This window comes from Streptomyces fodineus (assembly GCF_001735805.1).
GTDB classification, from domain to species: domain Bacteria; phylum Actinomycetota; class Actinomycetes; order Streptomycetales; family Streptomycetaceae; genus Streptomyces; species Streptomyces fodineus.
In genome coordinates this window covers 7,358,990-7,380,447 of the sequence record NZ_CP017248.1, presented here as the reverse complement: position 1 = coordinate 7,380,447, position 21,458 = coordinate 7,358,990, and the positions used below count along the sequence as shown (strand labels likewise).

The 21,458-nt window shown below is 70.4% G+C and carries 26 protein-coding genes; 9 read left to right on the top strand and 17 right to left on the bottom strand.

Annotation, left to right across the window (positions count from 1 at the left end):
- Positions 1-29: 29 nt before the first annotated feature.
- The 3 genes from BFF78_RS31755 to BFF78_RS47045 form a co-directional block, all read right to left on the bottom strand.
- Positions 30-398, bottom strand: a complete 369-nt coding sequence (locus tag BFF78_RS31755) for a DUF3618 domain-containing protein (protein WP_069781559.1) — start codon at positions 396-398, stop codon at positions 30-32.
- A 102-nt stretch (positions 399-500) separates the two neighbouring features.
- Complete coding sequence (locus BFF78_RS31750) at positions 501-1,196, bottom strand: hypothetical protein (RefSeq protein ID WP_069781558.1); 696 nt, start codon at positions 1,194-1,196, stop codon at positions 501-503.
- Positions 1,193-1,336: a hypothetical protein gene (locus tag BFF78_RS47045; RefSeq protein WP_165289385.1), complete on the bottom strand. Its 144-nt coding sequence runs from the start codon at positions 1,334-1,336 to the stop codon at positions 1,193-1,195. Before BFF78_RS47045 ends, BFF78_RS31750 begins: the two co-directional genes overlap by 4 nt.
- A 167-nt stretch (positions 1,337-1,503) precedes the next feature.
- Between BFF78_RS47045 and dapA the strand changes: the two genes are divergently transcribed.
- From dapA to BFF78_RS31735, 4 genes are all read left to right on the top strand, one after another.
- Positions 1,504-2,406 carry a 4-hydroxy-tetrahydrodipicolinate synthase gene (gene dapA / locus BFF78_RS31745; protein ID WP_069781557.1) on the top strand — a complete coding sequence of 301 codons (903 nt, stop codon included), beginning with the start codon at positions 1,504-1,506 and terminating at the stop codon, positions 2,404-2,406.
- A gap of 170 nt (positions 2,407-2,576) precedes the next feature.
- The gene (locus tag BFF78_RS31740; RefSeq protein WP_079161563.1) at positions 2,577-3,131 is read left to right on the top strand and encodes an RNA polymerase sigma factor; all 555 of its coding nucleotides are present in this window, start codon (positions 2,577-2,579) and stop codon (positions 3,129-3,131) included.
- 115 nt (positions 3,132-3,246) lie between these two features.
- A complete protein-coding gene (locus tag BFF78_RS46425) occupies positions 3,247-3,414 on the top strand; it encodes a hypothetical protein (RefSeq protein ID WP_159033087.1) in 168 nt (55 codons plus the stop codon).
- Positions 3,415-3,561: 147 nt separating this feature from the next.
- Positions 3,562-3,852, top strand: coding sequence for a hypothetical protein (locus BFF78_RS31735; RefSeq protein ID WP_069781556.1), 291 nt, complete (start codon positions 3,562-3,564; stop codon positions 3,850-3,852).
- Between the two features lie 8 nt (positions 3,853-3,860).
- Here the strand turns inward: BFF78_RS31735 and dapD are convergent, their stop codons facing one another.
- The 11 genes from dapD to BFF78_RS31680 all read right to left on the bottom strand — a co-directional run bounded on the left by dapD (position 3,861) and on the right by BFF78_RS31680 (position 12,454).
- The gene (gene dapD / locus BFF78_RS31730) at positions 3,861-4,847 is read right to left on the bottom strand and encodes a 2,3,4,5-tetrahydropyridine-2,6-dicarboxylate N-succinyltransferase (RefSeq protein ID WP_069781555.1); all 987 of its coding nucleotides are present in this window, start codon (positions 4,845-4,847) and stop codon (positions 3,861-3,863) included.
- Positions 4,848-4,911: 64 nt separating this feature from the next.
- A complete protein-coding gene (locus BFF78_RS31725) occupies positions 4,912-5,445 on the bottom strand; it encodes a TetR/AcrR family transcriptional regulator (protein ID WP_069781554.1) in 534 nt (177 codons plus the stop codon).
- Positions 5,445-5,768 carry a DMT family transporter gene (locus BFF78_RS31720; protein ID WP_069781553.1) on the bottom strand — a complete coding sequence of 108 codons (324 nt, stop codon included), beginning with the start codon at positions 5,766-5,768 and terminating at the stop codon, positions 5,445-5,447. The genes BFF78_RS31725 and BFF78_RS31720 overlap by 1 nt, the downstream gene beginning before the upstream one ends.
- A gap of 137 nt (positions 5,769-5,905) precedes the next feature.
- A complete protein-coding gene (locus BFF78_RS31715; RefSeq protein ID WP_069781552.1) occupies positions 5,906-6,238 on the bottom strand; it encodes a metal-sulfur cluster assembly factor in 333 nt (110 codons plus the stop codon).
- Positions 6,235-6,702, bottom strand: coding sequence for a Fe-S cluster assembly sulfur transfer protein SufU (gene sufU, locus BFF78_RS31710; protein WP_069781551.1), 468 nt, complete (start codon positions 6,700-6,702; stop codon positions 6,235-6,237). Before sufU ends, BFF78_RS31715 begins: the two co-directional genes overlap by 4 nt.
- Before the next feature lie 18 nt (positions 6,703-6,720).
- Complete coding sequence (locus tag BFF78_RS31705; protein ID WP_069781550.1) at positions 6,721-7,977, bottom strand: cysteine desulfurase; 1,257 nt, start codon at positions 7,975-7,977, stop codon at positions 6,721-6,723.
- Positions 7,974-8,738: a Fe-S cluster assembly ATPase SufC gene (gene sufC / locus BFF78_RS31700; protein ID WP_069781549.1), complete on the bottom strand. Its 765-nt coding sequence runs from the start codon at positions 8,736-8,738 to the stop codon at positions 7,974-7,976. Before sufC ends, BFF78_RS31705 begins: the two co-directional genes overlap by 4 nt.
- A 7-nt stretch (positions 8,739-8,745) precedes the next feature.
- Positions 8,746-9,063, bottom strand: a complete 318-nt coding sequence (locus BFF78_RS31695) for a non-heme iron oxygenase ferredoxin subunit (RefSeq protein WP_069781548.1) — start codon at positions 9,061-9,063, stop codon at positions 8,746-8,748.
- Complete coding sequence (gene sufD, locus BFF78_RS31690) at positions 9,060-10,244, bottom strand: Fe-S cluster assembly protein SufD (protein ID WP_069781547.1); 1,185 nt, start codon at positions 10,242-10,244, stop codon at positions 9,060-9,062. Before sufD ends, BFF78_RS31695 begins: the two co-directional genes overlap by 4 nt.
- Positions 10,245-10,298: 54 nt before the next feature.
- Entirely contained in the window at positions 10,299-11,720 is a 1,422-nt protein-coding gene (gene sufB, locus BFF78_RS31685) for a Fe-S cluster assembly protein SufB (RefSeq protein ID WP_069781546.1), read from the bottom strand.
- Positions 11,717-12,454 carry a helix-turn-helix transcriptional regulator gene (locus BFF78_RS31680; protein WP_069781545.1) on the bottom strand — a complete coding sequence of 246 codons (738 nt, stop codon included), beginning with the start codon at positions 12,452-12,454 and terminating at the stop codon, positions 11,717-11,719. The genes sufB and BFF78_RS31680 overlap by 4 nt, the downstream gene beginning before the upstream one ends.
- Before the next feature lie 186 nt (positions 12,455-12,640).
- On the opposite strand from BFF78_RS31680, the gene BFF78_RS31675 reads away from it, so the two are divergent.
- From BFF78_RS31675 to BFF78_RS31660, 4 genes are all read left to right on the top strand, one after another.
- Entirely contained in the window at positions 12,641-13,435 is a 795-nt protein-coding gene (locus BFF78_RS31675) for an AAC(3) family N-acetyltransferase (protein ID WP_069781544.1), read from the top strand.
- Between the two features lie 82 nt (positions 13,436-13,517).
- The gene (locus tag BFF78_RS31670; RefSeq protein ID WP_069781543.1) at positions 13,518-14,441 is read left to right on the top strand and encodes an ABC transporter ATP-binding protein; all 924 of its coding nucleotides are present in this window, start codon (positions 13,518-13,520) and stop codon (positions 14,439-14,441) included.
- 145 nt (positions 14,442-14,586) lie between these two features.
- Positions 14,587-15,303, top strand: coding sequence for an ABC transporter permease (locus tag BFF78_RS31665; RefSeq protein WP_227026163.1), 717 nt, complete (start codon positions 14,587-14,589; stop codon positions 15,301-15,303).
- Between the two features lie 48 nt (positions 15,304-15,351).
- On the top strand, positions 15,352-16,362 hold the full coding sequence (locus tag BFF78_RS31660; RefSeq protein WP_069781541.1) for a COX15/CtaA family protein: 1,011 nt from the start codon (positions 15,352-15,354) through the stop codon (positions 16,360-16,362).
- A 6-nt stretch (positions 16,363-16,368) separates the two neighbouring features.
- Here BFF78_RS31660 and BFF78_RS31655 read toward each other — a convergent pair whose 3' ends face one another.
- From BFF78_RS31655 to BFF78_RS31645, 3 genes are all read right to left on the bottom strand, one after another.
- The gene (locus BFF78_RS31655) at positions 16,369-17,478 is read right to left on the bottom strand and encodes an amidohydrolase family protein (RefSeq protein WP_069781540.1); all 1,110 of its coding nucleotides are present in this window, start codon (positions 17,476-17,478) and stop codon (positions 16,369-16,371) included.
- 153 nt (positions 17,479-17,631) lie between these two features.
- The gene (locus BFF78_RS31650) at positions 17,632-17,952 is read right to left on the bottom strand and encodes a hypothetical protein (protein ID WP_069781539.1); all 321 of its coding nucleotides are present in this window, start codon (positions 17,950-17,952) and stop codon (positions 17,632-17,634) included.
- Between the two features lie 69 nt (positions 17,953-18,021).
- Positions 18,022-18,978 (bottom strand): heme o synthase, encoded by a 957-nt coding sequence (locus tag BFF78_RS31645; protein ID WP_069781538.1) that lies wholly within the window; start codon positions 18,976-18,978, stop codon positions 18,022-18,024.
- A gap of 379 nt (positions 18,979-19,357) precedes the next feature.
- Here BFF78_RS31645 and tkt point away from each other — a divergent pair, with 379 nt between their 5' ends.
- On the top strand, positions 19,358-21,445 hold the full coding sequence (gene tkt / locus BFF78_RS31640; RefSeq protein WP_069781537.1) for a transketolase: 2,088 nt from the start codon (positions 19,358-19,360) through the stop codon (positions 21,443-21,445).
- Positions 21,446-21,458: the final 13 nt, after the last annotated feature.

The following is a 21,458-nucleotide window of genomic DNA, read 5'->3' as shown; positions in this document are numbered from 1 at the left end:
GTGGGGCGGAACCCCTTGACCGGCGGGGGTCAGTGGTGATGCCGGCGGCGCAGCACGCCCACCGCGGCGAGGGCGGCGCCCGCCGCGCCGGCGACCAGTGCCGGCTTCGGCACCCGCTCGAGGGTGTGGGCGGCCCTGCCCTGAACGGCGTGCCCGGCCGCGGCCGCCCTGTCCTGCGCCGTGTGACCGGCGTGTGCGGCGCTCTCGCGCAGCTGTACGGTCATGGCGCCGGCCTTGTCCATCATGTCCGCGGCCCGCGCCTGGGCCCGGCCCTTCACATCGGCCTTGCCGATCAAGTGGGAGACGCTGTCGCCGAGTTGGCTGCGCGCGTGCTCGATCTGCTGCCGCAGTTCGTCGGGGCCCTTGGCGCCCTTGCCGTGCGGGATCCTGTGCGTCATCGGTGTGCCCTTTCGCTGACAGTGGTGGCGGAACGCTGAGGCCAGGACGACCGCCTCCTCTCCGTACACATCCGGGTACCCGGGACGAAGACCATCAGACCGTCAGTCCTGACCCGCGCCCCCGGTACCGCGTTCACCGAGGCGCGCGAGTTGGCTCTGGAACCAGTCCAGGCGCGCCTGCAACAGTGCGGCTTCCGCGACGAGTTCGGGTACGCCCGGCTCCGTGCCGACCGCCGACCCGGTGGACGGGCTCCCCGTACCGCCGCCCCGCGCCACCATCCGCAGCCCCTGTCCGGCCAGCCGGGCGAAGCCGGCGAGCGAGACGGACGTACGGCCGCGCACGCAGCCGGGGCAGACGGGGGCGAGGGCCCGCCAGCCGGGCCTGCCCCAGCCGGCGTCGGCCAGCGCGACGGCGGTGGTGCCACAGTCGCACGGGCCGACGGTGGCCGTGCGCACCCGCTGCCGGGCATAGCGGAAGCCACGCTCGAAACGGATGTAGGCGCCGAGCACGCAGACCTCCAGCAGGAGTGCCGTCCGGTGCTCGGCCGTGCACAGCATGGCCTCGGCGGCCGCGCGGTCGTGGACGCAGTGGAAGCCGCAGTCGCACAGCCGCGCGGGCGCGCGGTGCCGGCGGCCGTAGACGCAGGAGGCGTCGTCGAGCACGGCGTACGGCAGCGCGCCGCCGAGCGACACGCCGGTGAAGCAGGCCCGGGTGCCGTCCTGGGACAGCACCGGGTGGGCGATCTTGTATCCGGTCGGCGGCTCCGCCGGGCGTTCGGCCGGGAGCCGCAGTCTCATCGGGCGGCCTGGACCTCTTCGCGGGCCGGCTCGGCCGGTTCGCTGCGGGCTGCGGTCTCCTCGGGAAGCGGGGTCTGCTCTTCGTGGACGAGCGGCCGCTCCTCGGCGACTCCGGTGGCCAGTGCCTTGCCGAGCTTCATGGCGCCTCCCATGACGGACGTCGGTGACCCTCCGGCCATAGTGACCCATGAAGGGCCGAGTTGGACACAGGACCTTCGGCCGCCACCCTTACCCATCAGTAATGCTTATCAATATATCGTAGCAGAATTAAGTAGAGCTTAACCTTGACGGTGCCGAGACTACTCGTATGACGACGACACGCACCTCCGCCCGCCCCTTCGGCCGCACTCTCTGCGCGATGATCACGCCGTTCACCGAGGAGGGCGCCCTCGACCTGGACGGGGCCCGGAAGCTGGCCGCGTGGCTGGTGGCCGAGGGCTGCGACGGCCTGGTGCTCAGCAGCACCACGGGCGAGGCGCCCACCACCACGGGCGCGGAGAAGGCGGAGCTGATCGCGGCCGTCCGGGAGGCGGTCGGCGACCGGGTGCCCCTGGTCGCGGGCGTGGGCACCGCCGACACCCGGCACACCGTGGAGCTGGCCCGCGCGGCGCAGAAGGCGGGCGCCGACGGGGTGCTGGTGGTGACGCCGTACTACAGCAGGCCGCCGCAGGAGGCGGTGGAGGCGCACTTCCGCGCGGTCGCCGACGCGAGCGGGCTGCCCGTGATGCTCTACGACATCCCGGGCCGCACCGGCACCCGGATCGAGCCGGAGACGATCATCCGCCTCGCCGCGCACCCGCGGATCGTGGCCGTCAAGGACTGCTCCTACGATTTCCTCGGCACCCAGAAGGTGCTCGCGCACACGGACCTGGCGTACTACGCGGGCTGCGACGAGCATGTGCTGGCGCTGTACGCGGTCGGCGCGGCGGGCTGTGTGAGCACGGTCGCGAACGCCGCCCCCGGGCGGATCGCCGCGATCCTCGACGCCTTCGACGCGGGCGAGACCGGCCGGGCGACCGAACTCCAGCTGCGGGCAACGCCGTTGACCGAGGCGATGATGGGCGCGGGCCTGCCCGGCACGGTCACCGCCAAGGCCCTGCTCACCCGCCTGGGCCTGCCCGCGGGCCCGGTACGCGCCCCACTGCTGCCCGCCGGCCGCGAGGCGACCGACGCGCTGCTGGCACGGTACGAGCAGCTCGTGGCGGCCTGATCAACGGCCGGCGATGGCCGGCTCCCGGCTCCCGGCTCCCGGCTCCCGGCTCCCGGCTCCCGGCTCCCGGCTCCCGGAGACGTGACGCAGATCACCTCCGGCGTCGCAAGACCGCCTCTCCGAGTGCGTCCCAAGGGGTAAATGTTCGCACTCCTTCCGAAAGGACGCCGGTGATCACCAAGTACGAAGGGGACGGGGTCGATCCCCCGACGCAGGCCGTCCACCCCAAGGTGCTGGCCAGGTTCACCGAGGCGCTGAAGGAGGTGCATCCGCGCATCGACCACGCCGTCGCCCGCATGGTCCGCGACCACGATCTCCGGCAGGACATCCTGCAGCACGTGGACATCGCCCTGTACCACCACATCAAGCGTGACGAGGGCTTCCGTGAGCCGATGATCGCCTGGGCCTTCGTCGTCGCCAAGAACAAGATGATCTCGGAGTTCAGAAGGCTCGCTCCCGAGGTGGCGGCCGGTGAACTCCCCGAGGGCCGCCCGCTGTTCCGGGCGCCGCACGAGGGCGATCCGGCCGCGGGCATCGCCTTCTTCGAGCTGCTGCGAGCCGTGCAGGCGGCCATCGCCCACCCCAGGCAGTACGCGGTCTGGGAGATGACCCACGTCGGACAGCTCACCGGCGTGGAGATCGCCAGGAGCCTGGGCGTCTCCGCGGCGACCGTCTCCCGGGACCTCAACCGCGCGATGCGCAAGGCATCGAAGATCGCGGTTTAGGAGGGCCGTCCGGTTCGCCTAGGAGTCACGGAGTTCATGTCCACCGCACGTGTCCCGTGGCTCCGGGGGGAGTCCGGAGAGCCCGGATCCTTCCTGTTCCCGCCTAGGAGATTGCATGAAGACCGACACTCGCTCCTCGCCCCAGGAGAAGGCGTTCGCCTTCCTGGAGGAGAGCGACCGGCGCCTCGCCGACGAGGCGCCCCAGCCCATCGACTGGGAACGTCACGCCCGGATGATCGCGGCCATCGCTGAGGGGGAAATGGCCGCGAACACCCGTCGCTGACCCCCTCCGGGAAACATCTGGAACACCGCATCGGCGCAGCCCCGGCTGAGTGAAAGCAGCCGGGGCTGCGCCCTGTTCCGCGGCAGAGGGCGGCGGCACGTGGCGGCCAGGTGCAAGACGCGCGCCGGAATCCGAGTCCCCTGCCGTATGAACCGCATCGAATCCCTGACCCCCGCGCAGATCGAGTCCGAACTGGAACGGCTCGACCGGCTGGACCGCCGCGACGACCTCGCCTGCTGCGTTCTCGCGGGCCTGTTCTTCCTCGTCGCCACCGCCCTGTACGCCGGCGTGGCGGCCTTCGCCTTCCAGGGCGCCGGAGCGGCCACCACCGGCTGCGCGGTCTTCGGCGCGCTCGCGGGCGGCGCCGGCACCTGGCTGGTCCGCAAGGTCCGCCGCCGCCGTCGTATCCGCAGGGTCCGGCGGCGGCAACGGGCCTGAGCGGGATGTCAGTTGTGGCTGTGCAGGATGTCGTTCAGGCCGCCCCAGACCGCGTTGTTCGGGCGGGCCTCGACGACGCCGGTGACCGAGTTGCGGCGGAAGAGGATGTTGGAGGCGCCGTTGAGGTCGCGGGCCTTGACGATCTGGCCGTCGGGCATGGTGACCCGGGTGCCCGCGGTGATGTACAGGCCCGCCTCGATCACGCACTCGTCGCCGAGCGCGATGCCGACGCCCGCCTCGGCGCCGATCAGGCAGCGCTCGCCGATGGAGATGATCACGTTGCCGCCGCCGGACAGGGTGCCCATGGTGGAGGCGCCGCCGCCGATGTCGGAGCCGTTGCCGACCACGACGCCCGCGGAGATCCGGCCCTCGACCATCGACGTGCCGAGCGTGCCGGCGTTGAAGTTGACGAAGCCCTCGTGCATGACGGTGGTGCCCTCGGCGAGGTGCGCGCCGAGGCGGACCCGGTCGGCGTCGGCGATGCGCACGCCCTTCGGTGCGACGTAGTCCGTCATGCGCGGGAACTTGTCGATCGAGGTGACCTGGAGGTGCAGGCCCTCGGCGCGGGCGTTGAGGCGCACCTTCTCGATGTCGTCGACGGCGACCGGGCCGAGCGAGGTCCAGGCGACGTTGGCGAGGTGGCCGAAGATGCCCTCCAGGCTCTGGCCGTGCGGCTTGACCAGGCGGTGCGAGAGCAGGTGCAGGCGCAGGTAGACGTCGTGGGCGTCGATCGGCTTCTCGTCCAGCGAGGCGATGACCGTACGGACCGCGACCACCTCGACGCCCCGGCGGGCGTCCGGGCCGATCGCCGCGGTCGCGCCGCCGCCCAGCAGCTCCGCCGCCTGCTCGGCGGTCAGCCGCTCGGTGCCGGCCGGGCCCGGCGCCCCGACCAGCTCGGGGGCCGGGAACCAGGTGTCGAGAACGGTGCCGTCGGAGGCGAGGGTGGCGAGGCCGGCGGCGACGGCGCCGGTGGTGCGGGAAGCAGAGTCGGTCATGGAAGAAAACCTAACGTGGGCGGGGTGGTCAGGGCGAACCGCGTCTCACGTGCCGGGCGCCGCTTCAGGGGATCAGCCGAGCGAGGGCGGCGCGCGCGTACTCCTCGTCGTAGGAACCGCCCGTCAGCAGCACCTGGAGGCAGATTCCGTCCATCAGGGCGAGCAGGGCGCGGGCCGTGAGCGGGTCGGTGCGCCGGCCCAGCAGCGCCGCGGCGTCCTCGGTCCACTCCGCGGCGACGGGGCGCAGCGCGGGGCGGCGCAGGGCCGCCAGATACAGCTCGTACTCCAGCTCCACGCCCGTGCGCTCGGCGCCCAGCCACTCCCCCAGCGCCCGGGCGAGGTCGGCGGCGAGATCGCCTTCGCCGTGCTCCGGAAGCCGCTCGGCCAGCACCCTGGCGAAATTCTCGTTCGTCTGCCGCAGCGCGGCCACCATCAGCTCTTCCAGGGTGGCGAAGTGATACGTCGTCGAGCCGAGCGGGACATCGGCCTCGGCGGCGACCGTGCGATGACTGAGACCCGCGATGCCGTCCCGGCCGACCACGCGGAGCGCCGCGTCGATGAGGCGCCGGCGCCGGTCGGGGTCGTAGCGCCGGGGCATCAGTGGCTCGCCCCGCCCAGGTTGAGCACGACCACGCCGCCGATGATCAGCAGGATCCCGCCGAGCTTGGCGACGCTCAGCCCCTCCCCGAACAGCAGCAGGCCGAGCACGGCGATGGTGGCGGTGCCGACGCCGGACCAGATCGCGTACGCCGTGCCGATCTGGACGGTCTTCAGCGTCTGGGCGAGCAGCGCGAAGGAGACGAGGTAGCCCAGAGTCGTCACGAGCGAGGGCCAGAGCCGGCTGAATCCCTCGCTGTACTTCATCGCCGTCGTCGCGGCGACCTCGGCGGCGATGGCGCCGGCGAGCGTCAGATATCCCATGTGTACGAGCGTACACAACGATGCGTACGGGCGTACACTACGGGCGGGGACTCGACGTTCCCGCTGGTGGACGGGCTGGGCTGAGCATGCCGAAGGGGCCACGGCACACGGCCATGGCCCCTTTCGCAGGCTCTGTGTCAGACGTTGAACCCGAGCGCCCGAAGCTGCTCGCGACCATCATCCGTGATCTTGTCGGGGCCCCACGGGGGCATCCAGACCCAGTTGATGCGCAGTTCGTTGACGAGGCCGTCCGTGGCGGACTTGGCCTGGTCCTCGATGACGTCCGTCAGCGGGCAGGCCGCGGAGGTCAGGGTCATGTCGACGGTCGCCACATTGGAGTCGTCGACGTGGATGCCGTAGATCAGCCCGAGGTTGACGACGTCGATGCCGAGCTCCGGGTCGACGACGTCCATCAGGGCCTCGCGCAGCTCCTCCTCGGAGGCCGGCTTCATCTCAGCGGTGTCGGTCATGCCGTCTTCCTTTCGGCTTCGGCGCCACCCAGCGCCTGGGCCGTCGCGTCCTTCCACGCCATCCAGCTCAGGAGGGCGCACTTGACCCGCGCGGGGTACTTGGAGACACCGGCGAACGCGACCGCGTCCTCCAGGATGTCCTCCATCGCGTCGTCCGGCTCGATCCTGCCCCTGGACTGCATCAGCTCCAGGAAGGTCTCCTGGATCTTCTGCGCCTCGGGCAGGTCCTTGCCGACCAGCAGTTCGTTGAGGATCGACGCGCTCGCCTGACTGATCGAGCAGCCCTGGCCCTCGTACGAGACGTCCGCGATCTTCGTGCCGTCGTACTTCACGCGGAGGGTGATCTCGTCGCCGCACGTCGGGTTCACATGGTGCACCTCGGCGTCGCCATCCCGCAGACCACGCCCGTGGGGGTTCTTGTAGTGGTCCAGGATGACTTCCTGGTACATCGAATCCAGCTTCACGGTCTCAGCTCACGCCTCTCAGCCGAAGAAGTTCCGTACGTGCTCCAGCCCCTCGACCAGTGCGTCGATCTCGGCCGGCGTGGAGTACAGATAGAACGACGCTCGCGTGGTCGCAGGAATTCCGTAGCGGAGGCAGACCGGGCGCGCGCAGTGGTGGCCGACGCGGACCGCGATGCCCTGCTCGTCGAGGACCTGGCCCACGTCGTGCGGGTGGATGTCACCCAGTGTGAAGGAGATCGCCGCACCCCGGTCCTCGGCCGTGGTCGGGCCGATGATCTTCAGGTCCGGAACCTCGGCGAGCCTCTTCACCGCGTACTCGGTGAGCGCGTGCTCGTGGGCGAGGATCTTGTCCATGCCGATCGAGTTGAGGTAGTCGATCGCCGCGCCGAGGCCGACCGCCTGAGCGATCGGGGGCGTGCCCGCCTCGAACTTGTGCGGCGCCGGGGCGTACGTGGAGGAGTGCATCGAGACGGTCTCGATCATCTCGCCGCCGCCCAGGAACGGGGGCAGGTCCTCCAGCAGCTCCTGGCGGCCCCACAGCACGCCGATGCCCGTCGGACCGCACATCTTGTGGCCGGTGAAGGCCACGAAGTCGGCCTGGAGGGCCTGCACGTCCAGCGGCATGTGCGGAGCGGCCTGGGAGGCGTCGATGCAGACGAGAGCACCGACCTCCTGTGCGCGGCGCACTATCGCCTCGACCGGGTTGACCGTGCCCAGGATGTTCGACACCAGCACGAAGGAGACGATCTTCGTCTTCTCCGTGATGACCTCGTCGATGTTGGACAGGTCCAGGCGACCGTCGTCGGTCAGGCCGAACCACTTCAGCTTCGCGCCCGTGCGCTGCGCCAGCAGCTGCCACGGCACGATGTTGGAGTGGTGCTCCATCTCCGTGATGACGATCTCGGTCTCGTGGTCCACCCGGTAGGGCTCGTCGGCCCAGCCGAGCATGTTCGCCACGAGGTTCAGCGACTCGGAGGCGTTCTTGGTGAAGATCACCTCGTCGCGGCTGGGCGCGTTGATGAACTCGGCGACCTTGTCGCGCGCGCCCTCGTACAGCGCCGTGGCCTCCTCGGCGAGCACATGCACACCGCGGTGGACGTTGGCGTTGTAGCGCTCGTAGTACTCGCTCAGGGCGTCCAGTACCTGGCGCGGCTTCTGCGAGGTCGCCGCGTTGTCCAGATAGACGAGCTTCTTGCCGTCGTGGACCAGGCGGTCCAGCACGGGGAAGTCCTTGCGGATCGCCTCGGTGTCGAGGAGGCCCGGCAGCTGTGTCACGCGGATACGCCACCCTTCGTGTATGCCTCGTAGCCCTCGTCCTCCAGCTTGTCGGCGAGCTCGGCACCGCCGGACTCGACGATCCGGCCGCCGGAGAAGACGTGGACGAAGTCCGGCTTGATGTAGCGCAGGATGCGCGTGTAGTGCGTGATCAGCAGGGTGCCGACCTCGCCGGTCTCGCGGACGCGGTTGACGCCCTCGGAGACGATCCGCAGAGCGTCCACGTCGAGACCGGAGTCGGTCTCGTCCAGGATCGCCACCTTCGGCTTGAGCAGTTCCAGCTGGAGGATCTCGTGGCGCTTCTTCTCACCGCCGGAGAAGCCCTCGTTGACGTTGCGCTCGGCGAAGGACGGGTCCATGTTGAGGCGCTCCATGGCCTCCTTGACCTCCTTCACCCAGGTGCGCAGCTTGGGGGCCTCGCCGCGGACGGCGGTGGCGGAGGTGCGCAGGAAGTTGGAGACCGAGACGCCGGGGACCTCGACCGGGTACTGCATCGCCAGGAACAGGCCGGCGCGGGCCCGCTCGTCGACGGACATCTCCAGGACGTCCTCGCCGTCGAGGGTGACGGTGCCGCTGGTGATCGTGTACTTCGGGTGACCCGCGAGCGAGTAGGCGAGGGTCGACTTGCCGGAGCCGTTGGGGCCCATGATGGCGTGCGTCTCGCCCTGCTTCACGGTGAGGTCGACGCCCTTGAGGATCTCCTTCGTGGCGTTGTCGGCCTCGACGGTGACGTGCAGGTCTCGGATTTCAAGCGTTGCCATGGATGCCTCAGGACTCCTGGGAGAGGGAGACGAGAACGTCGTCCCCATCGATCTTTACGGGGTATACGGGGACGGGGCGCGTGGCCGGGAGGCCGGACGGCTTGCCGGTGCGCAGGTCGAAGGCGGAGCCGTGCAGCCAGCACTCGATCTGGCAGTCCTCCACCTCGCCCTCGGAGAGCGAGACGTTCGCGTGGGAGCAGATGTCGTAGATCGCGAACACCTCGCCCTCGGTCTTGACGACCGAGACCGGCGTGCTGTCGATCTCCACCCGCTTCGGGGTGTCCTCCTCCAGCTCGCTCAGCCCACAGACGCGTACGAAGCTCATGCGACCGAAGCCTCCAGCTCCTCCTCGATCTTGGCGAGCAGGCGCTCCTCGATGTCGGTGACACCGATCTGCTGGACCAGCTCGGCGAAGAAGCCGCGGACCACCAGGCGGCGGGCCTCGTGCTGCGGGATGCCGCGGGCCATCAGGTAGAAGAGCTGCTCGTCGTCGAAGCGGCCGGTGGCGGAGGCGTGGCCGGCGCCGACGATCTCGCCGGTCTCGATCTCCAGGTTCGGCACGGAGTCGACGCGCGCACCGTCCGTGAGGACCAGGTTGCGGTTCATCTCGTAGGTGTCCGTGCCCTCGGCCTTGGCCTCGATGAGCACGTCGCCGATCCAGACCGCGTGCGCGTCGTCGCCCTGGAGCGCGCCCTTGTAGACGACGTTCGACTTGCAGTGCGGGGTGTTGTGGGTGACCAGCAGGCGGTGCTCCTGGTGCTGCCCGGCGTCGGTGAAGTACAGGCCGAACAGCTCGGCCTCGCCGCCGGGGCCCGCGTAGGTCACGCGCGGGTGCAGGCGGACCACGTCACCGCCGAAGGTGACGACCACGGACTTGAAGGAGGCGTCGCGGCCGACCAGGGCGTTGTGCTGGGCCACATGCACGGCCTTGTCGTCCCAGTCCTGGACGGAGACGACGGTCAGCTTGGCGCCGTCACCGAGGACGTAGTCGACATTGGCGGCGAGCACCGCGTCACCGGTGTGGTCGATGACCACGACGGCCTCGGCGAAGGCGCCCAGCTCGATCACCTGGTGGGCGAAGGCGACCCCGCCCTCGCCGTGCGCGGCGATCCGGATCGGCTCGGTGAGCACCGTCTCCTTGGGGACGGTGACCACGCCGGCCTTCTCGAACGCCGAGTACGCCTGGGCGGCGACGCGGTCCACCGGGGTGCCGGCCCTGCCGATGCGGGCGTCGTCGCGGCCGACGGTCTCGACGGTCACGCCCTCGGGGGCCTGGACGTCCACCTTCACGCCGTCGCCGGTCGCGACCGCGGTGCCGTCGTGCAGCCCGCGCAGCCGCTCCAGCGGGGTGAACCGCCACTCCTCCTCGCGACCGTGCGGGACCGGGAAGTCCGCCACGTCGAAGGACGGGGGCGCGCTCATGCGCGAGACGACGGTCGACTCCGCGGCGACCGCGATCTGGCCGGCGGTGGTGGAGCCCACCGGGATGTTCTGAGCCTCAGCCATGGCTGTCGTAGTGCTCGCTTTCTGAGTAAGACGTGCTGACCGATGGGGCGGGTGTCAGCCGACCGCGCCTTCCATCTGCAGCTCGATCAGCCGGTTGAGCTCGAGGGCGTACTCCATGGGCAGTTCCTTGGCGATCGGCTCGACGAAGCCGCGCACGATCATCGCCATCGCCTCGAACTCGGTCAGACCGCGGCTCATCAGGTAGAAGAGCTGGTCCTCGGAGACCTTGGAGACGGTCGCCTCGTGGCCCATGGACACGTCGTCCTCGCGGACGTCGACGTAGGGGTACGTGTCGGAGCGGGAGATGGTGTCGACCAGCAGCGCGTCGCACAGCACGTTGGACTTCGACCCGGCGGCGCCCTCGCCGATCTCGACCAGGCCGCGGTAGGAGGTACGGCCGCCACCGCGCGCCACCGACTTGGAGACGATGTTGGACGAGGTGTTCGGCGCCATGTGGACCATCTTCGAACCGGCGTCCTGGTGCTGGCCCTCGCCCGCGAAGGCGATGGAGAGGGTTTCGCCCTTGGCGTGCTCGCCCATCAGGTAGACGGCCGGGTACTTCATCGTCACCTTGGAGCCGATGTTGCCGTCGATCCACTCCATGGTCGCGCCCTCGTAGGCGACGGCGCGCTTGGTGACCAGGTTGTAGACGTTGTTCGACCAGTTCTGGATGGTCGTGTAGCGGCAGCGGGCGTTCTTCTTGACGATGATCTCGACGACCGCGGAGTGCAGCGAGTCCGACTTGTAGATGGGGGCCGTGCAACCCTCGACGTAGTGCACGTAGGCACCCTCGTCGACGATGATCAGGGTCCGCTCGAACTGGCCCATGTTCTCCGTGTTGATGCGGAAGTAGGCCTGGAGCGGGATCTCGACGTGCACGCCCTTCGGCACGTAGATGAAGGAGCCGCCGGACCACACGGCGGTGTTCAGCGCGGCGAACTTGTTGTCACCGGCCGGGATGACCGTGCCGAAGTACTCCTTGAAGAGCTCCGGGTGCTCCTTCAGCGCGGTGTCGGTGTCGAGGAAGATGACACCCTGCTCCTCCAGGTCCTCGCGGATCTGGTGGTAGACGACCTCGGACTCGTACTGGGCGGCGACACCGGCGACCAGGCGCTGCTTCTCCGCCTCGGGGATGCCGAGCTTGTCGTAGGTGTTCTTGATGTCCTCGGGCAGGTCCTCCCAGGACTCCGCCTGCTTCTCCGTGGAGCGCACGAAGTACTTGATGTTGTCGAAGTCGATGCCCGAGAGGTCGGAGCCCCAGTTCGGCATCGGCTTCTTCTCGAAGAGCTTCAGGCCCTTCAGGCGCAGCTTGGTCATCCACTCCGGCTCCGACTTCTTGCCGGAGATGTCGCGGACGACCTCCTCGTTCAGGCCACGCCTGGCGGAGGCACCGGCCACGTCGGAGTCGGCCCAGCCGTATTCGTACTTGCCCAGGCCCTCGAGTTCGGGGTGGGCAGTCTCCGTGGGGAGAGTCATGCGGGGTTCCTCCTGGCCGTGCTAGCAGATGCGTCGTCAGTGGATGTCTTGGGGATGAACGTCGTGCAGACGCCGTCGCCGTGCGCGATGGTCGCCAGTCGCTGGACGTGGGTACCCAGCAGCTCGGCGAAGATCTCCGTCTCCGCCTCGCACAGCTGCGGGAACTGTTCCGCCACGTGGGCGACCGGGCAGTGGTGCTGGCACAGCTGCTCGCCGATCGGTGCGCTGCGCGCCGTAGCAGCGTACCCGTCCACGCTCAAGGCCTTGGCCAGGGCTTCGGTGCGCTTGTCCGGCGTGACCGCCTCGATCGCCTTGCGGTAGGCGCTCGCCTGGGCGGCGATCCGGGCGCGGGCGAAGGCCGCGACCGCCTCGGGGCCACCGCCCTGCTCCGCGATCCAGCGGAGCGCGTCGGCCGCGAGCTTGTCGTAGGACTGGTCGAAGGCGTCCCGGCCGCAGTCGGTGAGCGCGAAGACCTTGGCGGGGCGGCCGCGTGTGCGCGTGCCGTACACCCGCTGTTCCCGGGCCTCCACCACGTCGTCGGCGACCAGGGCGTCCAGGTGGCGCCGGACGGCGGCCTGGGTCAGTCCCAGCCGGCCGGCGAGTTCGGCGACGGTCGACGGGCCGTGGTCCAGGATGGAGCGCGCGACGCGGTTGCGCGTGGAGCGCTCACCGGTCGCGAGTTCCTCCTGCGGGGCCCCCAGGGGGGCCTCCCGAGCCTCGCCGACGTTTTTCACAACGCCATTGTTGCGTAATTCCGGAGAGCCTGACAAGCGCCGTCCGGATCATCGAGCGGTGCCCTGCATCACTTAGGCATACCTAATCCGACCTGCGAAAACGATCTTTGATCGATCATTCGGTGCGGCTCTGAGCAGGGCAAATCGCTGGCGCCGCACACCCGACGTGGGGAAGACTCACGAGTCATGCCCGAGCCCCGGCCGACCGGCCCTCTCGTCACCCGAGACTCGCTCTCGACCCAGCTTCGACTGCTGGGCGTCGAATCCGGCGAGATCCTTCTGGTGCATTCCTCCCTCCGTGCTCTCGGCTGGGTCAACGGAGGCGCCGTCGCGGTCGTGCAGGGACTCATGGACGCCCTGGGCCCGACGGGCACGCTCGTCGTCCCCAGTCAGTCGGCCCAGCTGTCCGACCCCGCGCACTGGGGCAGGCCGCCCGTGCCCGAGGAGTGGTGGGACCGGATCCGGGCCACCATGCCGCCGTACGACCCGCTGCTCACCCCCACCCGTGGCGTCGGCGTGCTCCCCGAGACCGTGCGGACCTGGCCGGGCGCCCTGCGCAGCGCGCATCCGCAGACCTCCTTCGCGGCGCTCGGCCGGCACGCGCGGGAGATCACCGACGGCCACGCCCCCGACTGCCGGCTCGGCGAGCACAGCCCGCTGGCGCGGCTGGAGGAGCTGGGCGCCCGCGTCCTGCTGCTCGGCGCGGGCTACGACTCCTGCACCAGCTTCCACCTGGCCGAGTACCGGATACCGGCGCCGCTGGTGGAGATCGGCCGGCCCGCGCCGGGTGGCGGCTGGGAGACCGTCGTCGAGGTGTCGATCGACTCCGGCCGGTTCGACGAGCTGGGGTACGACTTCGAGCGCGACCGGCCCGTCGTACGGGGAAAGGTGGGCGCCGCCGAGGCGCGGCTGTTCCCGGTGGCGGACGCGGTGGCCTACGCGGAGCGGTGGCTTCCCGTGCACCGGCCCCGCGAGGAGTAGCCCGGCGCCGGGCAGTCCCGTGCGGAGGACTTCCCGCACCCCCGCGCCCGAGCGGTCCGGCCCCTCCCTAGACTCTGGATTCATGCGAAACGAGCCCGTGGTCCAGGTCCAGGCCCTGGTGAAGCGGTACGGCACGAAGACCGCCGTGGACGGCCTCGACCTGGTGGCCGGGGCGGGCGTGACCGCCGTACTCGGTCCCAACGGGGCGGGGAAGACGACCACGGTCGAGACCTGTGAGGGGTACCGGAGGCCGGATTCCGGCACGGTGCGCGTCCTGGGCCTCGACCCGGTACGGCAGTCCGCCGAGCTGCGTCCCCGTATCGGGGTGATGCTCCAGTCCGGCGGCGTCTACTCCGGCGCCCGGGCCGACGAGATGCTGCGCCACGTGGCCAGGCTGCACGCGCATCCCCTCGACGTGGACGCGCTGATCGAGCGGCTGGGGCTGGGCTCCTGCGGCCGGACCGGGTACCGGCGGCTGTCCGGCGGCCAGCAGCAGCGGCTCGCGCTCGCCATGGCCGTCGTGGGACGCCCGGAGCTGGTGTTCCTGGACGAGCCGACGGCCGGGCTCGACCCGCAGGCCCGCCGGGCCACCTGGGACCTGGTCGAGGACCTGCGCGCCGACGGCGTCTCGGTGATCCTCACCACGCACTACATGGAAGAGGCCGAGCAGCTCGCCGACGACGTGGCGGTCATCGACGGAGGCCGGGTCATCGCCCAGGGCTCTCCCGAGGAGCTGTGCAAGGGCGGCGCCGAGAACACCCTGCGCTTCACCGGCCGCCCCGGCCTCGACGTGGGCTCGCTGCTCAAGGCGCTCCCGGCCGACTGCACGGCCTCCGAGCTGACCCCGGGCAGCTACCGGATCGTCGGCAAGGTCGACCCGCAGCTGCTGGCCACCGTGACCTCGTGGTGCGCCCAGCACGGCGTGATGCCGGACCGGATCTCGGTGGAGCGGCACACGCTGGAGGACGTTTTTCTGGAGCTGACGGGCAAGGAGCTGCGCTCATGATTCCGGCTCACGCGGAGATCGGCCGGGGGTCCGGGGGTTGGCCCCCGGGAGGACACAGCCTGGAGCTGACGGGCAAGGAGCTGCGCTCGTGACGACTGCAACCGGTACATACGCCCCCAAGCCGGGTGCGGCGCCCCTCCCCCGCATGATCGCGGCGCAGGCGGCGCTGGAGACGAAGATGCTGCTGCGCAACGGCGAGCAGCTGCTGCTGACCGTGGTGATCCCGACCCTGCTGCTGGTGCTCTTCAGCTCGGTGGACATCGTGGACACCGGCAAGGGCAAGGCGGTGGACTTCCTCGCGCCCGGCATCCTGGCGCTCGCCGTGATGTCGACGGCGTTCACCGGACAGGCCATCGCGACCGGCTTCGAGCGCCGCTACGGCGTGCTCAAGCGGCTCGCCTCCTCGCCGCTGCCCCGCTGGGGCCTGATGACCGCCAAGACGGCGGCCGTGCTGGTCACCGAGGTCCTCCAGGTGATCCTGCTGACCGCGATCGCCTTCGCGCTGGGCTGGTCCCCGCACGGCGACCCGGCCACCGTGCTCCTGCTGCTGATTCTGGGTACGGCCGCGTTCTCCGGGCTCGGCCTGCTGATGGCGGGCACGCTGAAGGCCGAGGCGACCCTGGCCGCCGCCAACCTCGTCTTCCTGCTGCTGCTCGTCGGCGGCGGTGTCCTCGTGCCGCTGGACAAGTTCGGCTCGGGCGCGCAGGCCGTGCTCGGGCTGCTGCCCATCTCCGCGCTGTCGGACGGCCTGCGGGACGTGCTCCGGCACGGCGCCGGGGTGCCGTGGGGCGACCTGGGGATTCTCGCCGTGTGGGCGGTCGTCGGGCTGGCCGCCGCGGGGAAGTTCTTCCGCTGGGAGTGAGCCGTCACGGTGGACCCTCGTGAAAGCGTGCACAAGCGGCGGCCTACGATGGTGGGCGTGCCCAAGCTGAACCCCGCCGACGCCGCCGCGGCCGTGCGCAACCCGCTCGCCTTCATCGCCGCACGCTGGACCCCGACCCCCCGGACGGTCCAGCGGGCCGCCCTCGCCGCGCTCGTGATGTCGGTGGTCATCGTCGTCACCGGCGGCGCCGTACGCCTGACCGGCTCCGGCCTCGGCTGCCCGACCTGGCCGGAGTGCACCGACGGCTCGCTGACCCCGACGAGCGCGCTGAGCTACCACAGCGCGATCGAGTTCGGCAACCGGATGCTGACGTACGTGCTGTGCGCCGCGGTCGGCTGGGCGATCATCGCCGCCCGCTCCGAGAAGCCGTACCGGCGCAGCCTGACCCGGCTGGGCTGGGCGCAGTTCTGGCTGGTGATGAGCAACGCGATCCTCGGCGGCGTGGTGGTGCTGGTCGGCCTCAACCCGTACACCGTCGCGGCCCACTTCCTGCTGGCGACGGCCCTGACCACGGTCGCCGCGGTGATGTGGCAGCGCACCCGCGAGGGCGACGGCGCGCCCCGGCCGCTGGTCGGCAAGGCCGTGCAGCAGCTGGTGTGGTTCCTGGTGGCCGCGTCCCTGCTGCTCATCGCGGCCGGCACGGTGGTGACCGGAGCCGGGCCGCACGCGGGTGACTCCAGCGAGGTCAAGCGGATCCCCATCGACTGGGAGACGGTGGCCAAGCTGCACGCGGTGCTCGCCTGGATCGTGGTGACGCTGACGTTCGCGCTGTGGTTCGTGCTGAAGGCGGTGGACGCGCCGAAGGGGCCGTCGGCGCGCACGCGCGATCTGTTCCTGATCCTCCTCGGCCAGGGTGTGATCGGTTACGTGCAGTACTTCACCCACCTGCCCGAGCTGCTGGTGGCCCTGCACATGTTCGGCTCGTGCCTGGTCTGGATCGGCGTCCTGCGCATCCTGCTGGCACTGCGCGAACGCCCGGAGACCGGTCTCGACCTGCCCGGCCCCTCGGCCGAGGTGACGGTGGGCACGCGCGCGTAGCCGCCGTCAGCCGCTCAGCCGGTACACCCGCCGGGCGTTGTCCGCGGCGACCATCCGGGCCACCCGCTGGGCGTCCGCCAGGGACCAGGCGCCCTCGGCGACCCAGGTGCCCAGGACCCGGGCCAGGGCCTCGCGGAAGAGGCGGGCGCCGACGACGTGCAGTTCGGGCAGGCCGTGCGCGCCGGTGGAGAAGAGGATCTTGCCGAAGGGGGCCAGCTCCAGGATCTCGGCGAGGACGGTGGCCGCGCGGGCGCCGGTGCGGACCAGGGCGGCGCCGCAGTCGGCGTAGACGTGCGGGAAGACGCCGGCCAGGTGGGCGGCGTGGCGGTGGTACGGGTAGCCGTGCAGCAGGATCAGGTCGGTGCCGAGGCCGGCTGTGGCCCGCACGAAGTCGGTGAGCAGCACGGGGTCGGTGCGGTCGATGCGGGAGCCCGGCTCGCCGAGCCCGGCGTGCAGTTGCAGGGGCAGGCCCGAGGCGACCGCGTTCCACAGCAGGTGCCGCAGCAGCACCGGATCCTTGAGCGGCCCGCCGACCCGTCGCCCGGCCAGCCAGCGGCCGGCCGCGCCCCGCACCTCCCCCGGTCCCGGCGGCTCGGGCGCCAGTGCCAGTCCGTGTCCGAGGCCCGCGACGGAGGTGAAGGCGACCGCGTTCGCGGCGGCGCCGTGCACCGACTCGGCGAGGTTGGCGAGGAAGGACTCGACGGTGCCGGAGGTGTCGGCGACCTGCTCCGCGAGCTGCTCCAGCCGGACGATCTCATGGGCCCGGGCACAGCCGGCGGAGGCCAGCTCGGCGGGGCCCGTGAGGTCGCCGGGCAGGCCGGTGTCGACCAGGTAGGTGGTGATGCCGCTGCCGCGCAGCAGCCTGCGGCCCGCCTCCAGGACGCCCAGTTCCCGGCGCCTGGCCAGATAGCGGGCGGGCGGGCAGTGCGGTTCCAGGCCGAGCAGGGGCGGGCACCAGCGCCGTACGGCGAATCCCGTCTGGGTGTCGAAGAGGGTGGTGCCGGGTGCGGGTGGGCCCTCGGTGCGGGAGAGCTGAGCCTCGAAGGTGCCCAGGCCCAGCTCTGTTCGCAGTACGCCGTGGCAGTACTGGTCCACGAGGGACGGCGTCTCGATCATCCCGACCTTCCCGCGTGCGCCGGCTTTGACCGGCCTAACGGGTGAACGGGGTTCGAGGTCGCGGATGAGCTCGGGGCTGCGGGTTATTTGGCGGCTTCGGACCGCATGTGGCCGATCCCGCAATTCCCCGCGCCCCCATCGGGGGCGCCTTGCTCAACCGCCGATTTGGATGCCGGCCATGCGCTTCCATTCGTACGAACCGGTCTTCACCTTCGCCGCGAACTCGCCGTCGAAGGACTCGTGGACGGTGATGCCGGACTTCTCGACGGCCTTCTCGGCGATCTCCGTACTGGGGGCCACCAGGTCGCCCCAGCCGCCGTCCTCGCCGACGAGCACGATGCGGGCGCCGCGTTCGCCGATGTAGGCCACCTGGCCCTCGGCGCCGCCGTGTGCCCTGGCGAAGGCGCTGATCTCCCGGGCGAGCTTGGCCACCTTGCGCTCGGCCCTCGCGTCAACCTGCTGCGTGTCTGCCATGCACAGGATGCTACTCACGAGTAGATCAGCTGGCGAGAGCAGGGCGCTGTGACGTACGCCCGGCGTGTGTCAGCGCAGGAACGGGTCCACCGCGATCGCCACGAACAACAGCGACACATAGGTGATCGACCAGTGGAACAGCCGCATCTCCTTCAGCTTCGCGCCCATGACCTCGGCCCTGGCCCGGTTCTGCAGCGCGTGCGCCTCCCACAGCCACCATCCGCCGGCGGCCAGGGCGACGGCCGTGTAGAACCAGCCGGTGTAGCCGAGCGGGGTGAGGAGCAGGGAGACGGCGACCATCACCCAGCTGTAGATGACGATCTGCTTGGCGACCACCTTGTTGGAGGCGATGACCGGCAGCATCGGCACGCCCACACGCGCGTAGTCGTCCTTCACCTTCATGGACAGCGGCCAGTAGTGCGGCGGGGTCCAGAAGAAGATCACCATGAACAGGATGACCGGCGCCCAGGAAAGCGAGTCCGTCACGGCCGACCAGCCGATCAGCACGGGCATGCAGCCCGCGATGCCGCCCCACACGATGTTCTGCGACGTACGCCGCTTGAGGAGCATCGTGTAGACGACGACGTAGAAGAGGAGCGCGCCGAGGGAGAGCCAGGCGCTCAGCCAGTTGACGGTGAGGCCGAAGAGCAGCGTCGAGACGACCGCGAGGGTGATGCCGAAGGCCAGGCACTCGGGCGGGCTGACCATGCCGGTCACCAGCGGCCGCTGCGAGGTGCGGTCCATCAGGGCGTCGATGTCCCGGTCGATGTACATGTTCAGCGCGTTGGCGCCGCCCGCCGAGAGATAGCCGCCGACGCAGGTCAGGAGGACCAGCTTCAGGTCCGGCACGCCCTGCTGCGCCAGGAACATCACCGGAACGGTGGTGATGAGCAGCAGCTCGATGATCCGCGGCTTGGTCAGCGCCACGAAAGCCTTGACACGGGCCCCGAACGGCCGGTGAACCGGGCCCTGGCTCGCAGCACCGAGCGAGCCCGCTGGACGGGATTCGACGGCCGTCACGCACACCCCTGACAGAGACATCCCAGCAAGCCTCCCCGTGTGAAGTCCCGGTAAAGGCTCGCGCGTACCACGCCACTTTAGACGTTGCCCATACCCCGGCCTTCGCGGGGGTGGGGTCGTGTTGGCGGGCGCCCCATAAGAGGGGACCCGGCACTCGATTGAGCGCTCAGATGACCGCCGCCGTATTCATGTGCCAAATGGCCTGTCGGCCAGTCGGGAGGCGGATCCGAGAGAGTCCCGGCAGTCTGGAAACACTCGAAAAAATGCACGTCCTCACGAGGGTAGGCTCGGCAGCGGCCGGCGGGCAGAAGCACGCCGGCGGCCGGGTGGGCGCGCATGCCCCGAAGACCGGCGACCGACATGTGGAGAGGAGCCCTGACCCAGGGTGAGCACCAAGCCGACCACCACAGACCTTGAGTGGACCGAGCTGGACCAGCGAGCCGTCGACACCGCCCGTGTCCTGGCCGCCGACGCCGTACAGAAGGTCGGCAACGGCCATCCCGGTACGGCGATGAGCCTGGCTCCGGCCGCGTACACCCTCTTCCAGAAGGTGATGCGGCACGACCCGGCCGACCCGGAGTGGGTCGGGCGCGACCGCTTCGTGCTGTCCGCCGGCCACTCGTCACTGACCCTCTACACCCAGCTCTACCTGGCCGGCTTCGGCCTGGAGCTTGAGGACCTGGAGTCCTTCCGCACCTGGGGTTCGAAGACCCCGGGCCACCCGGAGTACGGGCACACCAAGGGCGTCGAGACCACCACCGGTCCGCTCGGCCAGGGTGTCGCCAACGCCGTGGGCATGGCGATGGCCGCCCGCTACGAGCGCGGTCTGTTCGACCCTCAGGCCCCGCAGGGCGAGTCGCCCTTCGACCACTTCATCTACTGCATCGCCGGTGACGGCTGCCTCCAGGAGGGCATCTCCGCGGAGGCCTCCTCGCTGGCCGGCCACCAGAAGCTCGGCAACCTGATCCTGCTGTGGGACGACAACCACATCTCGATCGAGGGCGACACCGAGACGGCCGTGTCCGAGGACACCGCTCTGCGCTACGAGGCCTACGGCTGGCATGTGCAGCGCGTGGAGGCCCAGGACAACGGCGACCTGGACCCGCAGGCGATCTACGCCGCGATCCAGGAGGCGAAGCGGGTCACGGACAAGCCGTCCTTCATCGCGATGCGCTCGATCATCGCCTGGCCGGCCCCGAACGCCCAGAACACCGAGGCCGCGCACGGCTCGGCGCTGGGCGAGGAGGAGGTCGCGGCCACCAAGCGCGTCCTCGGCTTCGACCCGGACAAGAGCTTCGCCGTCGAGGACGAGGTGATCACCCACACCCGCAAGGCCCTGGAGCGCGGCGCCCAGGCGAAGGCCGAGTGGGAGAAGTCCCTGCAGCAGTGGCGGGACGACAACCCCGAGCGTGCCGCCGAGTTCGACCGCATCGGCAAGGGCGAGCTGCCCGCCGGCTGGGAAGAGAAGATCCCGGTCTTCGAGCCGGGCAAGGGTGTCGCGACGCGTGCCGCCTCCGGCAAGGTGCTGCAGGCGCTCGGCGCGGTGATCCCCGAGCTGTGGGGCGGCTCCGCCGACCTCGCCGGGTCGAACAACACGACCATCGACAAGGAAAGCTCGTTCCTGCCCGAGGGCAACCCGCTGCCCGAGGCCAAGCCGTACGGCCGCACGATCCACTTCGGCATCCGCGAGCACTCGATGGGCGCGGAGATGAACGGCATCACGCTGCACGGCAACACCCGTGTCTACGGCGGTACGTTCCTCGTCTTCTCCGACTACATGCGCAACGCGGTGCGCCTGTCGGCCCTCATGCACCTGCCGGTGACGTACGTGTGGACGCACGACTCCATCGGTCTCGGCGAGGACGGCCCCACCCACCAGCCGGTCGAGCACCTGGCCTCGCTGCGCGCGATCCCCGGTCTGAACGTCGTCCGCCCGGCGGACGCCAACGAGACCGCGATCGCCTGGCGCGAGATCCTGCGGCGCTACACCAAGGAGTTCGGCAAGGGGCAGCCGCACGGCCTCGCACTCACCCGCCAGGGCGTGCCGGTGTACGCGCCGAACGAGGACGCGGCCAAGGGTGGCTATGTCCTGTTCGAGGCCGAAGGCGGCGAGCCGCAGGTGATCCTGATCGCCACCGGCTCCGAGGTGCATGTGGCCGTGGAGGCGCGTGAGCAGCTCCAGGCCGAGGGCATCCCGACGCGTGTCGTGTCGATGCCGTCCGTCGAGTGGTTCGAGGAGCAGGACCAGGGGTACCGGGACTCCGTGCTCCCGCCGTCCGTCAGGGCCCGTGTGGCCGTGGAGGCGGGCATCGGGCTGACGTGGTACCGCTACGTCGGGGACGCCGGCCGCATCGTTTCCCTGGAGCACTTCGGTGCTTCCGCCGACGGCAAGGTGCTCTTCCGCGAGTTCGGCTTCACTGCCGAGAATGTGGCCGGCAAGGCCCGGGAATCCATCGCCGCCGCCCAGCGCTGACGCTCATATACGA

Bases quoted from the DNA above. Each gene is read 5' to 3' on its own strand.
- BFF78_RS31755 (WP_069781559.1), bottom strand. From the start codon at position 398: ATGACGCACAGGATCCCGCACGGCAAGGGCGCCAAGGGCCCCGACGAA.
- BFF78_RS31750 (WP_069781558.1), bottom strand. From the start codon at position 1,196: ATGAGACTGCGGCTCCCGGCCGAACGCCCGGCGGAGCCGCCGACCGGA.
- BFF78_RS47045 (WP_165289385.1), bottom strand. From the start codon at position 1,336: ATGAAGCTCGGCAAGGCACTGGCCACCGGAGTCGCCGAGGAGCGGCCG.
- dapA (WP_069781557.1), top strand. From the start codon at position 1,504: ATGACGACGACACGCACCTCCGCCCGCCCCTTCGGCCGCACTCTCTGC.
- BFF78_RS46425 (WP_159033087.1), top strand. From the start codon at position 3,247: ATGAAGACCGACACTCGCTCCTCGCCCCAGGAGAAGGCGTTCGCCTTC.
- BFF78_RS31735 (WP_069781556.1), top strand. From the start codon at position 3,562: ATGAACCGCATCGAATCCCTGACCCCCGCGCAGATCGAGTCCGAACTG.
- dapD (WP_069781555.1), bottom strand. From the start codon at position 4,847: ATGACCGACTCTGCTTCCCGCACCACCGGCGCCGTCGCCGCCGGCCTC.
- BFF78_RS31725 (WP_069781554.1), bottom strand. From the start codon at position 5,445: ATGCCCCGGCGCTACGACCCCGACCGGCGCCGGCGCCTCATCGACGCG.
- BFF78_RS31720 (WP_069781553.1), bottom strand. From the start codon at position 5,768: ATGGGATATCTGACGCTCGCCGGCGCCATCGCCGCCGAGGTCGCCGCG.
- BFF78_RS31715 (WP_069781552.1), bottom strand. From the start codon at position 6,238: ATGACCGACACCGCTGAGATGAAGCCGGCCTCCGAGGAGGAGCTGCGC.
- sufC (WP_069781549.1), bottom strand. From the start codon at position 8,738: ATGGCAACGCTTGAAATCCGAGACCTGCACGTCACCGTCGAGGCCGAC.
- BFF78_RS31695 (WP_069781548.1), bottom strand. From the start codon at position 9,063: ATGAGCTTCGTACGCGTCTGTGGGCTGAGCGAGCTGGAGGAGGACACC.
- sufD (WP_069781547.1), bottom strand. From the start codon at position 10,244: ATGGCTGAGGCTCAGAACATCCCGGTGGGCTCCACCACCGCCGGCCAG.
- sufB (WP_069781546.1), bottom strand. From the start codon at position 11,720: ATGACTCTCCCCACGGAGACTGCCCACCCCGAACTCGAGGGCCTGGGC.
- BFF78_RS31675 (WP_069781544.1), top strand. From the start codon at position 12,641: ATGCCCGAGCCCCGGCCGACCGGCCCTCTCGTCACCCGAGACTCGCTC.
- BFF78_RS31670 (WP_069781543.1), top strand. From the start codon at position 13,518: ATGCGAAACGAGCCCGTGGTCCAGGTCCAGGCCCTGGTGAAGCGGTAC.
- BFF78_RS31665 (WP_227026163.1), top strand. From the start codon at position 14,587: ATGATCGCGGCGCAGGCGGCGCTGGAGACGAAGATGCTGCTGCGCAAC.
- BFF78_RS31660 (WP_069781541.1), top strand. From the start codon at position 15,352: ATGGTGGGCGTGCCCAAGCTGAACCCCGCCGACGCCGCCGCGGCCGTG.
- BFF78_RS31655 (WP_069781540.1), bottom strand. From the start codon at position 17,478: ATGATCGAGACGCCGTCCCTCGTGGACCAGTACTGCCACGGCGTACTG.
- BFF78_RS31650 (WP_069781539.1), bottom strand. From the start codon at position 17,952: ATGGCAGACACGCAGCAGGTTGACGCGAGGGCCGAGCGCAAGGTGGCC.